Consider the following 18291-nt stretch of genomic DNA (forward strand, 5'->3'; position numbering starts at 1 on the left):
GTCCGCACGCCCGAGCACGCCGCGGTCGCCGCCCGCATCCGGGAGGTCTTCCGCGAGGGATCACCGGAGACCACCCGCTTAGGCCGTCCCCGACATCCCGGAGCCGCCCCGGCCCGCCGGGCACGCCGAACGCCTCCCCGGGGGCCTTCCCGGGCCCGTACGGCCCGACGGGCAGGTGCCGCGCGAGCTGGTGCGGGAGCTGCCGGTCCGCCCGGCGGACGTGTGCGCGCTGGGCCGCCGGCACGGGCAGTGGAAGCCGGACAGCCCGGAGGCCCGCATCTGCACGGGCGTCCACGAGGACAGACCCTAGGGCGACTGCTCGGGGAACGGCCGGGGACCCGGTCCCGCCTGCTCGGCCAGGCGGCGTTCCAGCCGGGCGATGGCCTCCCGTACCCCGTTCCCGTACCCGTCGTCGGGCAGCGCCCGGGTGGCCGCCCGGGCCCGCGCGAGGTGGACCCGGGCCGCCTCGGGGCGGCCCAGCTTGACGTAGTCGGCCGCGAGGCTGAGGTGCAGCGACGGGTAGAAGACGCGCACCGCCTCCCCGAGCCCGTCGGCGGCGCTCAGGGCCCTCAGGTCCCAGGCCAGTTCGTCGGCGGGGTCGTCCTGGGTGTCGGCCATGTAGTGGGCGAGGGTGCAGCGGTGGAGGGAGTCGCCCTCCTCGCCGATCTCGGACCAGATCTCGCAGAGCCGGTTGCGGGCCTCCTCGCGGTCCCCGGCGTGCAGCAGGATGACCGCCTGGCCGATCCTGGTCATGACGGCGTCCTCCGACGCCTCCTGCTGCTGCTCCGTCAACGGGGCCTCCGGCTTGCTCTGCCGGACCTGATCCGGTCCGATCATCAAGAAGCTAACCGGAGGCACCGGCTCTGGCGCCGAGGCGCGGTGGGGTGTCAGCCCAGGTCCGGGATCCGCCAGTCGATCGGCTCATGGCCCTGGGCGGCGACGGCCTCGTTGATCTGCGTGAAGGGCCGGGAGCCGAAGAACTTCTTGGCCGACAGCGGCGAGGGGTGGGCGCCCTTGACGATGACGTGCCGCTCCTGGTCGATGAGCGGGATCTTCTTCTGGGCGTAGGCGCCCCAGAGCACGAACACGGACGGGTCGGGGCGGTCGGACACGGCGCGGATCACCGCGTCGGTGAACTTCTCCCAGCCCTTGCCCTTGTGCGAGTTGGGCTCGGCCTCGCGGACGGTGAGGACGGCGTTGAGCAGGAGGACGCCCTGCCGGGCCCACGGCATCAGGTACCCGTTGTCCGGGACCTCCAGGCCGAGCTCCTCCTTCATCTCCTTGTAGATGTTGCGCAGCGAGGGCGGGGTCTTGACCCCGGGCTGCACGGAGAAGCACAGGCCGTGGCCCTGGCCGGCGCCGTGGTACGGGTCCTGGCCGAGGACGAGCACCTTCACCTTGTCGAACGGCGTGGCCTCCAGGGCCGCGAAGACGTGCTCCTGCGGCGGGTAGACCGGCCCGTTCGCCCGCTCCTTCTCGACGAACTCGGTGAGCTCCTTGAAGTAGGGCTGGTCCAGCTCCCCGCCGAGGACGGGGAGCCACGACTCGGGCAGCATCTGGGTCACGTCGACAACCTCCGGTACAAGTTCGTGCAACTGCTCAGAACCTACCGGGCACCACTGACAACGCCGTGCCCCGGGCGCCGTCCGCGACCCGCTGTCACAGGGCCGTCACCAGCTGGTCTTGCGGTACAACTCCCACATCTGCATGGCGGTCTGCGGGTCCAGGGCCCGCTCGGCCCCGGCGATGTCCTCGCGGGCGCCGACGTAGAGCTTGCCCTGCCACAGCGGCAGCAGCCGGACGTCCTGCGCGAAGATCTGCTGGGCCTGCTCGAACTCCTTGACGCCGGCCGACCGGTCGCTCTGGCGGCGGGAGTTGGGCAGGATCTCGTTCTGGACCTGGGCGGGCTCGTACGGGGTGCCGACCGCGTTCTCCTTGCCGACGAAGGGCGCGATGAAGTTGTCCGGGTCCGGGAAGTCGGGGAACCAGCCGCGGCCGAAGACCGGGTATTCGCCGTTCTTGTAGCCGACCTGGAAGTCCTTCCAGGGCTTTCCGCGCAGGGTGATCCTGAAGAGTCCGCTCTCGTCCAGCTGCCGCTTGAGCTCGGTGAACTCGTCGGCGGTGGAGCCGCCGTAGCGGTCGGTGGTGTACCAGAACGTCAGGTCCACGGGCGTGGGGATCCCGGCGCCCTGGAGGAGCTTGCGCGCCTTGTTGACGTCGGCGTTGCCGTACATGTCGTAGAAAGGCGTCTTGTGGCCGACGACCCCCTTGGGGACCATCGAGTACAGCGGCTCGGCGGTGCCCTGGTAGACCTTGGTGACGAGCGCTCCGCGGTCGATGATCTGGGCGATGGCCTGGCGCACCTGCGGCTTGGCGACCTGCGGGTCCTTGGGGTTGAAGACCAGGTAGCGGATCTCCGCGCCGACGTTCTCGACGACCTGGACGCCCTGGTTGTGCGAGGCGGGGCTCTGCAGGTCCTTGATCTCCGCTGCCGACAGGCCTCGGTAGGTGGCGTCGATCTCCTTGTCCTTGAGGGCCGCGACCATCTCGTCGGACTTCTTGAAGTAGCGGATGGTGACGCCGTTGTTGCGGCGGTTCGCGAAGCCCTGGTAGCCGTCGTACTGGTCGAGGACCGCCTCGCCGCCGTCCTTGTACGAGGTGAGCAGGTACGGGCCGGAGCCGGTGACCTTGCCGTCCGAGCGCAGCTTGTCGGCGGGGTACTCCTTCGGCGCGACCAGCGAGGCGGCCGGCGAGCCGAGGACGTACGGGAAGGTCGCGTCGGGGGTCTTCAGGTGGAAGACGACCGTGAGCGGGTCCGGGGCCTCGATCTTGTCCAGGCTCTCGAAGAGGCCCTTGGGGCCGACCTGGGAGTTGATCGTCCTGATCCGGTCGAGGGAGTGCTTGACCGCCTTGGAGTCGAGCGGCTCGCCGTCGGAGAACTTCAGGCCCTTCCGCAGGGTGCAGCGGTAGGCCATGTTCGCCGTGTCGGTGAACTCGCAGCTCTGGGCGGCGTCGGGCTGCGGCTTGGTGCTGCCCGTCGGGAACGCCAGGAGGGTCTGGTAGATGTTCCGGTACAGCTCCCAGGAGCCGTCCCAGGCGGCGGCCGGGTCGAGGGTGCTCGGCGCGCTGGTCGTTCCCACGACGATCCGCTTGGCGGAGGCGTCGTCGTCGTCCGAAAGCAGACCGCATCCGGCGAGCAGGGATATGGACGCAACGGCCGCAGTGATCTGCAGGCATCTGGTCCGGTTGAACACGTGCACGCTCCTCGATCAGCCAGGGGTGCGGCAGACCCTACCGCAGAGCGTCACAAATCCAATGGGCAGGTTTCGTGAGGCTCTTGACCGATTTCGGGCATGTTCGATACGTATTTGCCTCCCGATGGGAGGCAAATACGTCCGGTTATCGGTCAGTGCACACCGGCATTCAGGAACATCCCCCCGTCGACCACCAGGGTTTGTCCAGTAATCCATTCCGCTTGTGCAGATGTAAGAAATGCGGCCGCGCCCCCGATGTCCTCGGGGACCCCCAGCCGGCCGAGCGGATAGGCCGCCGAGGCCTCCTGCTCGCGGCCCTCGTAGAGCGACTGCGCGAACCTCGTCTTGACCACCGCCGGGGCGATCGCGTTGACCCGCACCCCGGGCGCCATCTCGTGCGCGAGCTGGAGCGTGAGGTTGATCATCGCGGCCTTGCTGATCCCGTAAGCCCCGATGAAGGGCGAGGCGGAGACGCCGGCGATCGAGGCGATGTTCACGATCGCCCCGCCGTTGTCCTTCTGCCAGGCGTGCCAGGTCCGCTGGGCGAAGCCGAGGGCCGAGATCACGTTGGTCTCGAAGACCTTGCGCGCCACCCCGAGGTCCAGGTCGGCGATCGGTCCGAAGACCGGATTGGTGCCGGCGTTGTTCACCAGGAAGTCGACGCGGCCGAAGGCCTCCATCGCCCGGTCCACGGCGATGACCTGGTGGGCCTCGTCGTGGGCCTTCCCGGCCACGCCGATCACCCGGTCCGCGCCGAGCCGCTCGACGGCCTCCTTGAGCGCGTCCTCGTTGCGCCCGGTGATCACGACCCGGTCGCCCCGGGCGACCAGCGCCTCGGCGATCCCGTAGCCGATGCCCCGGCTCGCCCCGGTGACCAGGGCGACCTTGCCGCTGTCGGTGCCGTTGTACGTCATGCCGTAACCCCTGTCTCTCCGGGTGTCGTCAGCTGAGCGGGCCGCCGGCCACGTACAGGACCTGGCCGGAGACGAAGCCCGCGGCCTCGTCGGTGAAGAAGGCGATGGCGTTGGCCACGTCCTCCGGGCGGCCCACGCGCTGCACGGGGATCTGCGAGGCGGCGGCGACCTGGAACTCCTCGAAGCCCATGCCGACGCGGGCGGCGGTCTGCGCGGTCATCTCGGTGACGATGAAGCCGGGGGCGACGGCGTTGGCGGTGATGCCGAACTTGCCGAGCTCGATGGCCAGGGTCTTGGTGAAGCCCTGCAGACCGGCCTTGGCGGCGGCGTAGTTGGCCTGGCCGCGGTTGCCGAGGGCGGAGCTGCTGGAGAGGTTCACGACGCGGCCGAACTTGGCGTCCACCATGTGCTTCTGACAGGCCCTCGCCATCAGGAACGCACCGCGCAGGTGCACGTTCATGACGGTGTCCCAGTCGGTGTCGCTCATCTTGAAGAGCAGGTTGTCGCGCAGGACGCCCGCGTTGTTCACGAGGATGGTCGGGGCGCCGAGCGCGCTCGCCACGCGCTCGACGGCGGCCTCCACCTGGGCGGCGTCGGAGACGTCGCAGCCGACGGCCAGGGCCTTGCCGCCGGCCGCCGTGATCGCCTCGACGGTGTCCTTGCAGGCCCCCTCGTCGAGGTCGAGTACGGCGACCGCCCGGCCCTCGGCGGCCAGGCGCACGGCGGTGGCCGCGCCGATGCCCCGGGCCGCCCCGGTCACGATCGCGACGCGCTGCTCGGTGGTGGACATGCTGGTTCTCCTCGCCCTTGAGAGCGGCCGCCCGAGGTGAGCAACCGCTTAGTAGCTTCAGCTGAGGAGACGCTAGGAGCCACGGCACCCGGTGTCAACGGGGCCCGGACCCGGCTGCTTCCGTGCCGTGGGCCCGCGGCCACCCGGTCAGCGGACCAGCAGGTCCAGCAGGCGTTCCACCTCCGCGGCGGGATCGGCCGTCAGGCCGGTGTGCACCGGGCCCGGCTGCACCACGGTGCTGCGGGGGGCGATCAGCCAGCGGAACCGCCGCCCCGGGTCGTCGCCCGCCGCCTGCCCCGCCCGCTCGCCGCCCGCGCACAGCCCCTCGACCCCGCGCAGCGCGGCCCGGACCCCGGCCACGTCGGCCTGCGGGTCCAGGGCGAGGAGCTTCGCCTCGTCGAGGTGGGTGCGCGCGGCGACGTAGGAGTGCGCCCGGCAGTAGACGATGACGCCGGCGTTGAAGCACTCTCCGCGCTCCATCCGGGGCACCACGCGCACCAGCGCGTATTCGAAGACGTCCCGCTTGGTCACTCGTCGCCGCTCTTCTGCTTGTTCTCGTTCTTGCCCGACTGGGGAGGGAGGCGCTCGGCGAGCCAGCCCGGCGGACCGGACTGCTGCCTGACCTCCGCCTCCATGGTGATCCTCTCGTGGATCGTCGCCGCGCGCGGCAGCAGCGCCTCCACGTAGGCGCGCCGCACCGCGTCGGTGGAGTCGAAGCCGGGTTCGTCGACGAGCCACTCGTCGGGGACATCCGCCGCGACCTCGGTGAGCAGCTCCTCGGTCACCAGGGGGGCGAGCTCGGCGGCGGCGGCCGCGATGTCCGGGCCGACGGGGGCCAGGACGTGGTCGGAGGCGTTGTAGGGCTTGGCGGCGGCCGCCTGGGCGGTGGGCCAGTTGTGGTGCCAGATCATCGTGGCGCCGTGGTCGATGAGCCACAGGTCCCCGTGCCAGACCAGCATGTTCGGATTGCGCCAGGACCGGTCGACGTTGTTGATCAGCGCGTCGAACCAGACCACGCGCCCCGCCTCGACCGGGTCCGCCTGGTAGGCGAGCGGGTCGAAGCCGATGGAGCCGGGCAGGTAGTCCATGCCGAGGTTGAGCCCGCCGCTGGCCTTGAGCAGCTCCTGGACCTCCTGGTCGGGCTCGGCGAGCCCGATCACGGGGTCGAGCTGCATCTGCACCAGCCGCGGGACCCGCAGCCCCAGCCGCTGGGCGAGCCGTCCGCAGACGACCTCGGCGACCAGGGTCTTGCGGCCCTGTCCGGCTCCGGTGAACTTCATGACGTAGGTACCGAGGTCGTCGGCCTCGACGATTCCCGGCAGCGAGCCGCCCTCACGCAAGGGCGTGACGTAGCGGGTCGCGATCACTTCGGTGAGCATTCCGCCAGGCTAACCGGCCGGCGATCTTCACGGTCCGCCGGACGTCAGTCCGCCGTCCCGCCGAGGAAGTGGAAGCCGGGCCGGGGATGCATGAGGAACTCGTGGTGGGAGATGTTCCATGCGTAGGCGCCGGCGAGGGCGAACGCCACCCGGTCGCCGGCCCGCAGCCCGGCCGCCGGGACGTGCCGGGCGAGGAGGTCCTTGGGCGTGCACAGCTGGCCCGTCAGGGTGACCCGGCCGTCCTCGGCCGTCGGCCGCGGCCAGGGGTGGGGCCAGGCGTCCACCGGCAGGATCGAGCAGGGCTGGTCGTGGCCCTTGGTGGCCGGGGTGCGCAGGTGGTGGGTGCCGCCGCGGACGACGGCGAACTCCTCGCCGTGGCTGCGCTTGACGTCCAGGACCTCGGTGGCGTACCAGCCGCAGTACGCGGTCAGGGCGCGGCCCGGTTCGATCCGCAGGGTCAGGCCGGGGTGGGCGGCGACGAGCCGGGCGAGGCCCTTGCCGTACGCGGTCCAGTCGAAGCGGTCCTCCGGGGTCCGGTAGTCGACGTTCATGCCGCCGCCGACGTTGACCTCCGCGAGGCGGATCCGGTGGCGTGCGGCCAGTTCCGCGGCCCAGCCCACCACGGACTCGGCCACGGACAGCTGCTCGGCGGCATCGAGACCGCTGGCCAGGTGGGCGTGGACCCCCCGCAGGGCGAGCTGCGGGTAGGTGCCGTCGGTCAGCAGGCGGACGACGGTGCCGGCGTCGGCGGGGTCGAGGCCGAACGGGGTGGGGCGGCCGCCCATGGCCAGCGAGCTGCCCGCGAGGGAGGCGGTGGACAGGGGCAGGTTGAAGCGGAGCAGGACGGCGACGGTCGCGTCGGGGACGGTCCGGGCCGCCAGCGCGGCCAGCACGTGGAGTTCGTGGACGCTCTCGACGTGGAAGCGGGTCACGCCCCGTTCCAGCGCGCCGGTGATCTCGGCCGGCGTCTTGCCGGGGCCGCCGAAGGCCAGGGGGCGGCCCGGGACTGCCTTGGCGACGTGGGCGAGCTCGCCGCCCGAGGAGACCTCGTACCCGTCGACGTACGGGCCGAGGGCGGCCAGGATCTCCGGCTCGGGGTTGGCCTTGGCGGCGTAGTACAGCTCGACGCGCTCGGGCAGGGCCGCCCGCACCGACGCGGCGTGTTCGCGCAGGGCGGCCAGGTCGTAGACGTACGCGGGCAGTTCGGCGGCGGGCAGGGCCCGGATGCGGTCGCGGACCGGGGAAGTGGGTGCGGTCACCGGGCGCTCCAGGTGTTCTGGTCGTGGGCCGTGGCCGAGAGCACGTCCTCGGCGAAGGGGGAGGGGAGCCTGACGTAGCCGGCCTCGCGGTCGGCCTTGCGCTCCCAGCGGGTGAGCAGGTTCGCCTTGGCCGGCAGCGGCACCCCGGCGAGCAGCGCGGCCAGCCGGGGCGGGCAGCCGTGGCGGTCGGCGTGCGTCTGGAGCGTGGAGCGGACCCGGGCCCACAGCGCGGCCTCGGTCCGCGGGTGCAGATCGGCGAGCGCGGCGAGCATCTCGGCGACGTGGTTGACCAGCAGGCAGTAGACCACCCGGTCCCAGCCGCGCTCCGCGTCGTACGTCATGGGGCGGGCGACGTCGGCGGGCAGGGCGGCGAGGGCGGCGGCGTGGTGCCCGGGGAGGAGCTTGGTGCCCTCCAGGTCGCGGAAGAGCACCTGGGCCGGCATGCCGTCGTCGTCGACGCAGACGATGACGTTCTGCAGATGCGGTTCCAGGACGAGGCCGTGGTCGAAGTAGGCGGCCAGCACCGGCGGGACGAGCAGCTTGAGGTACGCCGCCCACCAGTCGAGGACGGTCTGCGGTCCCGCGCCCTCCAGGAGGTGCGAAACGTGGCCGGGGCCGGTCGGGTACTCGTCGGCGACGGCGGCCGCCAGCAGCGGGGTCGTGCCGGGCAGGAGCTGCCGCGACAGGCCCTCGCGGACGATCACGCCGAAGCCCTCCAGCAGCGCCCGGTCCGGGGTCCCGTCGGGGCCGGGAAGGGCGAGGCTGCGGTAGGCCGGCTCGCGGAGCATGGCGCTGCCGGGGAAGCGGTCCGCCAGGTCGGTCAGCGCGGGCTCCAGCAGGCGGGTCAGGGCCACCGCGCCGGTCAGCTCGTAACTGGCGTTCTTGCGCAGGCAGTTGGTGATGCGGACGTTGAGGCTGAACTTCAGGAACGTCTCGCCGTCGTACAGCGTGCGTACGGAGGCGGTGGCGGCGAACGGGTTCCCGTGCGGCCCCAGGTCCAGGACGTCGCCCCGGTCCAGGGCCTCTCGCAGCGCGGGGTGCTCGCGCAGCATCGCGTACTGCCAGGGGTGCGCGGGCAGCAGCCGGTAACCCTCCGGGACGTCGGCCCGCAGCCGGTCGAGCGGTGCGGCCGCGCCGTCCTCGGCGGTCTCCTCGGCGACCAGCCCCGCGCGGACGGCGAGGTGGTGCAGCGGGAAGGACGCCCCGGCCTCGGGGGCGTACGACAGCCAGGTCTCGGGGTCGCCGGTGCGGGCCTTCGGGGTCGGGTGGAAGCGGTGGCCGAAGAGCAGGGACTGCTCGGAGGCGAGGTACGTGGCGAGCCCGTCCTCCCCGGCCGCGGCCGCGGCGCCGGCCGTGGCGCGGGCGGCGAGGCCCGCGGTGACGGCCGCGTGCCCGGAGGCGACCTGGTCCAGGAACTCGTCGTTGCGCACACCCGTCCGCAGCGACAGTTCGTCCTGGGTGTACTCGGCCAGGCGCCGCCAGTCGATCTGCGCCCAGACGGCGCCGCGCTGCTCCAGCACCGGGCCGGTGAACCGGTGGGCGCCCAGCAGGGAGGTACGGCGGAGGGCGACGCGCAACAGCACGCCGCGGCGGGGCAGCCGCAGCAGCAGGTGGTCCCCGGTGACGGCGCTCTGGTGCTCGGGGCCGGACACCTCGCGCAGCAGGCAGTTGAGGAGGGTGTGGGCGACGACGTCGTCCGCGCTCGGCAGTCCGCTGCGGGCGGCGGCCTCGGGTGCGGCGGTGGCGAGGGACTTGTTCAGCGGGGGCATCAACGGCTCCAGCGGGTACGGGGGATGCGCAGACTGCACGCGGAAGGGGGAAGGACGAGGACGCTCGCGGCGGCCACGGCGACCAGGGCGCCGGTCAGGACCGGCGCGGCGGGCCCGAAGTGGCTGGTTCCCACGGCGGCGGCGATACCGGCGACGACCGCGCCGGCCTTGGAGAAGAACTCCACCGTCCCGAACAGCCCGCCGGGCTCGCGGCCCTTGGCGCAGTCGGCGGCCAGCACGGACAGGCAGACGAGGCCGAGGGTCAGGCCGGCACCGAGCAGCAGCCGTACGGCGGTCAGGGTCACCAGGCTGTCCGCGACGCCGTGCCCGGCCAGGCCCAGCGCGATGCAGGTGAAGCCCAGCGCGATGCCGGCCCGCGGGCGGTGGTGGAAGGCGGCGTGCACCTTCATGGCGGTCAGCAGGTAGCACAGGTGCGGCAGGGCGAAGAACACTCCGGAGAGGACCGGGGAGGTCCCGGGTATGCGCTCGTCGATCAGCCGGATCAGGTAGGGGAAGGAGATGACCGTGGAGAAGACGAAGGCGAATTCCAGGGCGTACAGGGCCCGCAGCCGTGCGGGCGGGGAGGCGGCCGGCGCTTCCCCGGCCGGTGCCGCGGGCGGCTGCGCGGACTCGGCGGCCGTGGGGGACCCCGTCTCCGCTCCGCCCTTGCGCGCCGCGCCCGGCCGGGCCGTGCGCGACTCCGGGAGGGCGGCGATCAGCAGGGCCGCGGTGAGCGGCAGGACGGCCAGCAGGGCGTACTGGCGGTGCGGGGACACCCACGGGGACAGCGACCCGACCACGACGGGGGCGGCGACCAGGGCCGCCCGCGCGGCGCCCTGCATCAGCGTGAGCGCCTTGGACAGCTCGGGGCCCTCCAGCGCCGCGCCGAGGTAGCCGTTGGAGGCGGCGAAGGTACCGCCGAGGATGCCCTGGAGCACCAGCGCCGCGGTGAAGGTGGCGAGGGAGTCGGCCCAGCCGGCCATCAGGAACGACACGGCGAGGCCGAGCTGGGCGCGCAGCAGCAGCCGCTTGCGGCCGAACCGGTCGGCGAGCCTCCCCCACAGCGGAGCACCGAGAGCGGCGAAGATGGTCGGGACGATGTAGAGCACTCCCGCCCACCGGGCCGTGTCGTCGCCGAGCCGGGGCAGGATCTCGGTGAGGTACGGGGGCAGGCCGAGGGCGGCGAAGGAGGCCACGAAGTAGCAGCCGGCGACGGCGTGCACCTGCCGGCGGCCCAGCAGCGGGCGCGGCGGGGTCGCGGGCGCCGGGGCCGTCATCGGCCCTCCCTCGGGGGCGGCGGTGACGCTCATCTGGGGTCCCTCGCTCGCGGCAGGTAGTTGGGGCCGGTGGTGTAGTGCGTGTTGACGTCGGTCGCGCCGGAGCGCTCCTTGGTGAGCAGGGTTCCGGCGGTGACCATCGCCTTGACCGGGAAGTGCGGGGCGTCCAGGAGCCGGTCCCGCAGCACCGCGCCGGGCTCCCCCGGGCCGCTGCCGAGCCGGTCCGCCGCCTCGGCCAGACGGTCGCGCACCAGCGTGAGCAGGGTGTCCAGCGGGGCGCGGCCGTGCCGGGCCAGGCCGAAGGCGTAGGAGCCCGCGCACAGGTGGAGGGTGATGGTGGTGAACATGTCGGTGACGGCCCGGTAGTCCTCGCCGAACATCCGGGGGTCCTCGAACGGGGTGAGGCCGTCGGTGTCGGCGCCGAGGGTCTGCCGCATCCGCGGAAGGTTGAGGCGGGGGCTGTCGTCGTCCTTGAACAGCAGGCGGACACGGGTGGCACCGGCGGGGTCGCGGTCCAGGACGAGGGAGACGTTCTGCTGGTGCGACTCGATGGCGATGCCGTAGCCGAAGAGCGTGGTCTGCCAGTCGAAGAGCAGGGTGAGGCAGGCGTCGAGGAGGGCGACCGGGTCGCCGCCGTGGAAGCGGTCGGCGAGGCTGTCGATCAGCAGCCGTCCGTCCGGCGCCGGGGCCAGCAGGGCGGCCAGGGGCAGGACGACCGCTTGGTCGAGGCCGGCGGGGTGGCGGCGGCACAGCGCGGCGAGGAGCTCGTGCCCGGCGTGGGCGTAGACCGTCTCGTCGGCGTGCAGGATCGAGTCCTCGAACCGCGGCTCGCGGGCGATGACGGCTTCCAGCAGGCGCTGCCCGGCGGCACCGTGCAGGAGGGTGACGGGCTTGATGGTGCGGCGGTTGCGCAGGCCCAAGGTCGCGGTGGCGAGCGGGAGCTTGAGGTGGAGGTCCGGCTCGGCGGTGAGGGCGACCGTACGCATCGACAGGGTCGGTACGGCTTCCAGGTACGGGCGTTCGGCGAGCACCGCCGTGCCGTCCAGGCCGGTTTCGCGCAGGGCGTCGCGCAGCGGCGCACCGAGCGTCAGCGGGTGGACCGGCAGCGCGAGGTGGCTGCCGCCGAGGTGTGGCAGGCCGAGGTCGCCGGGGGTGGGCCAGATCGCGGGCAGCCGGTCGGCGCCGCCCGGCACGGTGAGCGCCTCGCGGGGTACCGCGAGCCAGCGCAGGGCGAAACGGGGATGGAACTCGGGGGCGTACGCGCGCAGCTGGGCGTCGTCGAGGCCTGAGCGACCGCGCGCCGTCGGGTAGACGGGGTGGTCGAGGCGGGCGGCGAGGGTGTCGTGGGCGAGGGAGGCGGCCGGGCCGGTCCAGTCGGCGGGGTCGGCGCCGTAGCGGGCCGTCAGCGCGTCGAAGACCTCGCCGGTGGTGCGGTCGTGCAGGTGCATGGTCGCCAGGGTCTGGCGGCACTCCTGCGCGAAGGCCTCGAATCCGGGCCGGTCCACGGGGTCGGCCAGGGCGGTCAGCGCGCCGAGTACGGCCTCGGAGCCGGTGAGCGCGGCGCCGTCCGGCTCGCGCAGGAGCAGCGGGAGCCGTGCGGCGTACTCGCTCTGGAAGCCGTCCCGGGTGACGGGGAGCAGCAGGGCCTCGTGCGCGCCCGCTCCGGGCAGGCGCAGCCAGAGTCCGTCCTCGCGCGGTGTGGGGGTGGTGCGGCTGCGCAGGCCGACGACGTCCTCGCGCAGGAAGGCGCTCAGGACCCGCAGCAGCAGGGCTTCTTCGACGCCGGCACCGGCCGTGTGGTCCGCCGGTGCCTCGGGGGCGGGTGCGTGCGTCACTGGGAGATGTCCCACCGCTGGGCGGAGAGGAAGTCGGAGACGACCCGGTCCACGTCCCCCCGGCCGGTGCCGATGACCCGCAGGACCCCGAGGTAGTCGCGGTTGGTGTGGTGGAGTTCGTGCGTCTCGCCGACGGCGCGCAGGGGCCGGTACGTCAGGCGTACGCCGTCGATCTCCAGGTCGGCGGCGGCGGGGGCGGCGGTCAGGGTGCCCGCTCGGTCGGCGCAGGGCCAGTGGATCTCGGCGGCACCGTCGCGGCGGGCGCCGAGGTCGGCGGGCAGCGGCTCGCCGAGGTGGGTGCGCAGGACGAGCTCGAAGAGGGGGATGCCGAGCAGTTCCGCCAGCATCAGGTCGCACTGGTCGCCGATGGCGCGGTAGTTGACCTCGATGAGGCGTGCGCGGCCCTCGTGCACCACGAACTCGGTGTGGCAGATGCCGAAGCCGACACCGAGGGCGTCGAGCTGGGCGAGGACCTGGGCGGTGACCGCCTCGGGGTGGGCGGGGACGAAGTCGCAGCGCTCCTCGATGAAGTGCGGCGGGGGTGAGAGCCTGGTGTGGAACCCGCCCAGGACGTGGCGGGTGGTGCCGTCACCGAGGGTCTCCAGCGTGTACAGCTCGCCCGCGAGGTACTCCTCCACGACCAGGGCCGCCGCGGGCCGCCGTTCCTGGATCTCCTTGCACCGCAGCACCAGTTCCTCGGGCCCGTCGACCAGGACCACGTCCTCGCTGGCCACCCCTTCGCGCGGCTTGACGACGCACGGGTAGGGCACCTGGGAGCGGGTCAGCACGGACGGGTCCTGGCCGGCGGCGAGTTCCGCGGACCAGACGCGGTCGGCACCGGCGGCGGCGAGGTGACGGCGCATCTCGGCCTTGTCCTTGACGCGCAGGGTGGTGCGCCAGTCCTTGACCGGAAGGCCGAAGTACTCGGCGGCCAGGGCGGCCTGGGTCTGGAGGTGGTCGCTGTTGGTGAACACGGCGTCAGGCGCGTGGCCGGTCGATATCCGGGTGATGACGGCACGGAAGTCACGTACGTCACACTCCAGGACCTCCAGGTCGGGGGAGGTCAGGCGGTGGGCCTCGGGCTGGTCCGTGAGCACGGTGACCTCGAGACCGAGCCTGGCCGCGGCCGGGAGGAAGCCTTCGGTGACCGAGTCCGTGGGGTTGTGGGCGAGCAGGTACAACCGCATGGGCGGTGGCCCCTTCCGGGTCGAGGACATGACGAGCGGCAAGGGCGCTGACGGGCGGCTCGTCGCGGCGGTGGAACACGCTGACGCGCCGCTTAGGTTAGGCAATCCTTAGCGGCTAACTCAAGTCCTGTCCCACCCGTTCGACACGGGCGCATTGATCACGCCCGAACCGGGGAGCTAAGGTAAGCCTTACCTTGATGCATGGAACTGGTGTCCCGATCCCGCACCGCACGCCCGTGAAGGAACATCGATGACCACGATCCCGGACGCCCCCGTGACGGGCACCGCCTCGAACGGCACCGCCGTCAGCGGGGCCCGCACCCTCGCCTCCTGCTACCTGCGCCTCGCGGTGGCGTGCGAGGCGCTGTCCGTGCGGGTCACCGGCGCCGACGGCACGCCCTCGGCGGCGGGGGCACCGGCCACGGCATCGACCGCCACGGGCACGACGGTCACGGGCACGACGGTCACGGGCGCGACGGTCACGGGCGCGGACCTGGCGCAGCGGCCGGAGGCGCTGGAGGCCTTCGTCGACGCCGAGTCGGCCCGCATCCGGGAACTGCAGGGAACCGCCCCCCGCCGGGACGTCGCCGCTTCCCGCGCACTGCACGACTACCTCTGGTCCGTCAGCCTGCTCATGAGCGGCGCCTGGTACCTGGAGCGGCGCGTCCCGCGCATCCGCCCGGCGGAGATCCGGCTGGACCTCGCGACGAGCGTCTTCGAGATCACCCCCGGCTCCGGATTCGCCTGCCTGCCCGGTGATCCGGCGGCGGGCTCCCCCGCGTCCGGCATCCGAGTGGTCCGCGACGAGGAGGCGCTGCGGGCGGAGTTGCGCGCCGCCGTCGTCGACCACATGCGCCCGCTGCTCGCCGCGATCGGCCCGACCACCCGGCGCGGGCCGCGCGCCCTGTGGGGCATGACGGCCGATGACCTGGTCTCCGGCATCTGGTACCTCGGGCGCGCGCTCGGCCAGGAGGAGCGGGCCGTGAGCGCCGCGACCGACCTGCTTCCGACGGCCATCGCCCCGTTTCCCGGGGGCGCCGACTTCCGCCGGCTGTCCGGCCGGGAGGGCCGCCGGTACCCGACCCGTACGCGGCTGGGCTGCTGCCTGTACTACGCGCTGGACGCGGCCAGGCCGTGCGCCACGTGCCCGCGGACCTGTGACGCGGAGCGGCTGCGGCGGCTGGAGGACGAGGGCTGACGCCCCGTCGCCCCCGAGCCGCCCCGGCACTCCCGGAAACGCGTGCGGGCCGGCACCGGAGGCGTACGGGTTCGTGCGCCTCCGGTGCCGGCCCGGCCGGGCCGGCCGCCGGCTACTTGGCGGGGTCGACCTTGAAGACCTTCGCCATGTCGTCGAGGACCGTGTTCGCGCCCTGCAGCGAGACCGAGGTCATCCACATGGCGTCGTCCACCTCGTGGACGTTGCCCTTCTGCACCGCGTTCAGCCGCTGCCACAGCGGGTTCGCCATGAACTTCTTCTTGCGCTCCTCGCCGCCCGAGAAGGCCGTCAGGAAGATGTGGTCGGCGTCGGCCTGCTGGATCTGCTCCTCGCTGATCTCGATGTTGAACTTCTCGGTGTCGCGCTGGTTCTCCGGCCGGGTCAGGCCCATGTCCGCCAGGATGATGCCGCTGAAGGTCTTGGGCAGGTAGATCCGGGTCGGGCCGTCGACGAAGCGCGTGAGGGAGATGGTGGGCTTGCCGCCCTCACCGCTGCCGCCGCCCTGGGCGTTGATGGCGTCACCGATCTTCTTGGCGCGGGTCTCGTACGCCGTGAGCTTGGTCTTGGCCTTCTCCTCCTGGCCGAGCGCCTTGCCCAGGAAGGTGATGTTCTCCTTCCAGATCGGACCGGTCGTCTTGACGAAGACGGTCGGGGCGATCTGGCTCAGCCGGTCGTACAGGTCCGCGTGGCGGACGGAGGCCGACACGATGAGGTCGGGCTTGAGGGCGGCGATCGCCTCCAGGTTCGGGCTGTCGAGCGGGCCGACGTCCTTGGTGTCCTTCACGGCGTCACCGAGGTAGGTCGGGAAGCCCTTCTGGTCGCGGTAGGAGCTGATGCCGCCGACCAGCGGGGCGTCCAGCGCGACGACGGCCTCGACCAGGCTGTTGTCCAGCGCCACGACGCGCTTGGGCTTGGTCTTGAGCTCGGTGGTGCCCTTGTCGTGGGTGATGGTGCGCGGGAAGCCCGCATCGGCCGCGGCCGGCTTGTCCGAATCCCCGGAGGCGGCCTTGCCGTCACCGCTGCCGCCGCCACAGGCAGCCAGCGAGAAGGCCAGGGCTGCCGTGAGGACGGCAGCGGCGATCCGGCCGGGCCGGCGGCGTCGAGCAAAGGTGTTCATCGGGTCTCTCCCATGAGATGGCGGTGCAAAAAGGGAACGGCAGAACCAGGGCAGGGAACTTAGGCAAGGCTTACCTGCATGAGCGCTGTGAGGATAGCGGCTCTCGATGGCTGGATCCACCCCAGGGGTGAGGGCCACATTCGGTTAGGCATCCCTTACCTTGTGAGCGTGAACCTCAAGCCCGTCGACGCGGGGGTGGCCGCGGTAACCGGCCACCCCGCTCCGTCGTCCCCCGCACCGCGGCGGACCGCCGCCCGCGCGGCCGTAACGGCCGTTCTCCTCGGCGCCGTTGTCGCCGCCGTCTGCGCCTCGCTGGCCATCGGCACCAAGGCCGTACCCCTGTCCGACGTGCTCACCGCGATAGGCGGCGGCACGGAGGGCGACGCCGTGGTGATCCGGGAACTGCGCATGCCGCGCACCTTCCTGGGCCTGCTCGTCGGCCTGGCTCTGGGAGCGGCGGGAGCCGTCGCCCAGGACATCACCCGAAACCCCCTGGGCGATCCGGGTCTGATCGGCATCAGCGCCGGCGGCTCCTTCGCCGTCGCCGCCAGTATCGGGGCCCTGGGCCTGACGAGCCCGTACGAGTACATCTGGTTCGCCTTCCTCGGCGCCGCGCTGGCCGGATTGCTCGCCTACGCCGTCGGCGGGACCGGCTACGGCGGTGCCACTCCGGCCAAACTCGCCCTCGCCGGGGCGGCGGTCACCGTACTGCTCGACGCGGGCACCAACACCCTCGTCCTGCTGGACGTCCGCACCCTGGACCAGTACCGCTTCTGGGCGGTCGGCTCCCTCGCCGGACGCGACGCCGAACTCGGCGTGCAGCTGGCGCCGTTCGTCGCCGCCGGCCTGCTGCTGGCCCTCGGGCTCAGCGGCCGGCTCAACGCCCTCGCGCTCGGCGACGACCTCGCCAGCAGCCTCGGCACGAAGGTCAGGACGACCCGCGCACTGGGCGCCGTGGCCGTCATCCTGCTCGCGGGCGCCGCCGTCGCCGCCGCGGGCCCGGTGACCTTCGTCGGCCTGGTCGTCCCGCACGTCATACGGGCCTTCACGGGACCTGACGCCCGCTGGCTCGTCCCCTGCTCGGCACTGGGCGGCGCGGCCCTCATGCTGACGGCGGACGTCGTCGGCCGGATGGTCGCCCGCCCCGGAGAACTGGAGGCCGGCGTGGTCACCGCGCTGCTCGGCGCCCCCTTCCTCGCGTTCCTCGTCAAGCGGGGCAAGCTCAAGGAGCACACCCGATGAGCCTCCTGAGGTTCGAGAGCGGACCGGTCGGCCTGGCCGTGCGGCCCCGCGTCGCCGTAGCGGTGCTGGCCCTGGCCGTCATCGGATTCGCCCTGCTCGTCTTCTCGGTGTCCCTCGGCACCTACGCCATCCCGCTCGGCGACGTGCTCGGCGCCGTCCTCGGCACCGGCGACGGCCCCGCGAACCTGATCATCCACCAGCTCCGGCTGCCCCGCGCCCTCACCGCGCTCCTGGTCGGCGCCGCCTTCGGCCTCGCGGGGGCCGTCTACCAGGCCGTCACCCGCAACTCCCTGGCCAGCCCCGACCTCATCGGCATCGCGGCGGGCTCCGGAGCCGGCGCGGTGACCGCCATCCTGATCGGCGGGGTCACCGCCGCCGGGGCCGGCACCTTCGGCGCCGTCCCGTTCGGCGCCCTCGCCGGGGCCCTGCTCACCTCGGCCGTGATCTACCTGCTCGCCTACCGCGACGGCACCATCACCGGTTACCGCTTCGTCCTCGTCGGCCTCGCGGCCAACGGCGCCCTGCTCGCCCTGACGCGCTGGATGCTGGCCCGCGCCGACATCGACCAAGCCTCCCGCGCCATGGTCTGGCTCACCGGCAGCCTCAACGGGCGCGGCTACGAGCACGTCCAGTGGTCCGGGCTGGCGCTCGTGATCCTGCTGCCACTGACCCTGGCACTGGCCCGCCCGTACCAGCTGCTCCAGTACGACGACGACACCGCGCGCAGCCTCGGCATCCCGCTGCGGTACTCCCGGATCGCGCTGCTGCTGCTCGCCACCTGCCTGACCGCCCTGGCCACGTCGGCCGCCGGACCGATCGCCTTCGTCGCGCTCGGTGCGCCGCAGATCGCCCGCCGCCTCACCGGCACCGCCGGGATCCCGCTGGTCACCAGCACGCTGACCGGCGCGGTCCTGCTCATCCTCGCCGACCTGGCCGCCCGCCTCGTCCTGGCCCCGACCGAACTGCCCGTCGGCGTCCTCACCGGCGCCGTGGGCGCTCCGTACCTGATGCTGCTGCTCGCCCGGGCCAACCGGGCCGGAAAGGGAGGCTGA

17 protein-coding genes are annotated in these 18291 nt (G+C 72.8%); 4 read left to right on the forward strand and 13 right to left on the reverse strand.

Annotated features, from left to right (window positions below; genetic code table 11):
- Nucleotides 1-175: 175 nt before the first annotated feature.
- Nucleotides 176-310 (forward strand): hypothetical protein, encoded by a 135-nt coding sequence (locus AB0F18_RS27765; RefSeq protein WP_362065419.1) that lies wholly within the window; start codon nucleotides 176-178, stop codon nucleotides 308-310.
- Here the strand turns inward: AB0F18_RS27765 and AB0F18_RS27770 are convergent.
- From AB0F18_RS27770 to AB0F18_RS27825, 12 genes are all read right to left on the reverse strand, one after another.
- On the reverse strand, nucleotides 307-837 hold the full coding sequence (locus AB0F18_RS27770) for a hypothetical protein (RefSeq protein WP_362065422.1): 531 nt from the start codon (nucleotides 835-837) through the stop codon (nucleotides 307-309). The genes AB0F18_RS27765 and AB0F18_RS27770 overlap by 4 nt on opposite strands.
- Before the next feature lie 50 nt (nucleotides 838-887).
- Nucleotides 888-1556, reverse strand: coding sequence for a uracil-DNA glycosylase (locus AB0F18_RS27775; protein ID WP_362065484.1), 669 nt, complete (start codon nucleotides 1554-1556; stop codon nucleotides 888-890).
- Between the two features lie 114 nt (nucleotides 1557-1670).
- Nucleotides 1671-3254: an ABC transporter substrate-binding protein gene (locus AB0F18_RS27780; protein ID WP_362065425.1), complete on the reverse strand. Its 1584-nt coding sequence runs from the start codon at nucleotides 3252-3254 to the stop codon at nucleotides 1671-1673.
- Nucleotides 3255-3406: 152 nt separating this feature from the next.
- Complete coding sequence (locus AB0F18_RS27785) at nucleotides 3407-4168, reverse strand: SDR family oxidoreductase (RefSeq protein WP_362065427.1); 762 nt, start codon at nucleotides 4166-4168, stop codon at nucleotides 3407-3409.
- Between the two features lie 28 nt (nucleotides 4169-4196).
- Nucleotides 4197-4958: a 3-oxoacyl-ACP reductase FabG gene (gene fabG, locus AB0F18_RS27790; protein ID WP_362065430.1), complete on the reverse strand. Its 762-nt coding sequence runs from the start codon at nucleotides 4956-4958 to the stop codon at nucleotides 4197-4199.
- Between the two features lie 147 nt (nucleotides 4959-5105).
- The gene (locus AB0F18_RS27795; RefSeq protein WP_362065432.1) at nucleotides 5106-5489 is read right to left on the reverse strand and encodes a DUF3037 domain-containing protein; all 384 of its coding nucleotides are present in this window, start codon (nucleotides 5487-5489) and stop codon (nucleotides 5106-5108) included.
- The gene (locus AB0F18_RS27800) at nucleotides 5486-6337 is read right to left on the reverse strand and encodes a HipA family kinase (RefSeq protein WP_362065435.1); all 852 of its coding nucleotides are present in this window, start codon (nucleotides 6335-6337) and stop codon (nucleotides 5486-5488) included. Before AB0F18_RS27800 ends, AB0F18_RS27795 begins: the two co-directional genes overlap by 4 nt.
- Before the next feature lie 44 nt (nucleotides 6338-6381).
- Nucleotides 6382-7596 carry a type III PLP-dependent enzyme gene (locus AB0F18_RS27805; protein WP_362065437.1) on the reverse strand — a complete coding sequence of 405 codons (1215 nt, stop codon included), beginning with the start codon at nucleotides 7594-7596 and terminating at the stop codon, nucleotides 6382-6384.
- A complete protein-coding gene (locus tag AB0F18_RS27810; protein ID WP_362065439.1) occupies nucleotides 7593-9365 on the reverse strand; it encodes an IucA/IucC family protein in 1773 nt (590 codons plus the stop codon). The genes AB0F18_RS27805 and AB0F18_RS27810 overlap by 4 nt, the downstream gene beginning before the upstream one ends.
- Complete coding sequence (locus tag AB0F18_RS27815) at nucleotides 9365-10642, reverse strand: MFS transporter (protein WP_362065487.1); 1278 nt, start codon at nucleotides 10640-10642, stop codon at nucleotides 9365-9367. The genes AB0F18_RS27810 and AB0F18_RS27815 overlap by 1 nt, the downstream gene beginning before the upstream one ends.
- A gap of 29 nt (nucleotides 10643-10671) precedes the next feature.
- Nucleotides 10672-12411 carry an IucA/IucC family protein gene (locus tag AB0F18_RS27820; protein WP_362065490.1) on the reverse strand — a complete coding sequence of 580 codons (1740 nt, stop codon included), beginning with the start codon at nucleotides 12409-12411 and terminating at the stop codon, nucleotides 10672-10674.
- Between the two features lie 62 nt (nucleotides 12412-12473).
- Complete coding sequence (locus tag AB0F18_RS27825) at nucleotides 12474-13664, reverse strand: ATP-grasp domain-containing protein (RefSeq protein WP_362065442.1); 1191 nt, start codon at nucleotides 13662-13664, stop codon at nucleotides 12474-12476.
- A gap of 250 nt (nucleotides 13665-13914) precedes the next feature.
- Between AB0F18_RS27825 and AB0F18_RS27830 the strand changes: the two genes are divergently transcribed.
- Nucleotides 13915-14862, forward strand: coding sequence for an iron-sulfur protein (locus tag AB0F18_RS27830; RefSeq protein WP_362065445.1), 948 nt, complete (start codon nucleotides 13915-13917; stop codon nucleotides 14860-14862).
- A gap of 112 nt (nucleotides 14863-14974) precedes the next feature.
- Here AB0F18_RS27830 and AB0F18_RS27835 read toward each other — a convergent pair whose 3' ends face one another.
- Nucleotides 14975-15997 (reverse strand): iron-siderophore ABC transporter substrate-binding protein, encoded by a 1023-nt coding sequence (locus AB0F18_RS27835; RefSeq protein WP_362065448.1) that lies wholly within the window; start codon nucleotides 15995-15997, stop codon nucleotides 14975-14977.
- Between the two features lie 168 nt (nucleotides 15998-16165).
- On the opposite strand from AB0F18_RS27835, the gene AB0F18_RS27840 reads away from it, so the two are divergent.
- Both AB0F18_RS27840 and AB0F18_RS27845 read left to right on the forward strand, forming a co-directional pair.
- The gene (locus AB0F18_RS27840; protein ID WP_362065450.1) at nucleotides 16166-17239 is read left to right on the forward strand and encodes an iron ABC transporter permease; all 1074 of its coding nucleotides are present in this window, start codon (nucleotides 16166-16168) and stop codon (nucleotides 17237-17239) included.
- Nucleotides 17236-18291, forward strand: coding sequence for an iron chelate uptake ABC transporter family permease subunit (locus AB0F18_RS27845; protein WP_362065453.1), 1056 nt, complete (start codon nucleotides 17236-17238; stop codon nucleotides 18289-18291). The genes AB0F18_RS27840 and AB0F18_RS27845 overlap by 4 nt, the downstream gene beginning before the upstream one ends.

Source organism: Streptomyces sp. NPDC029216 (assembly GCF_040648015.1).
Lineage (GTDB): Bacteria > Actinomycetota > Actinomycetes > Streptomycetales > Streptomycetaceae > Streptomyces.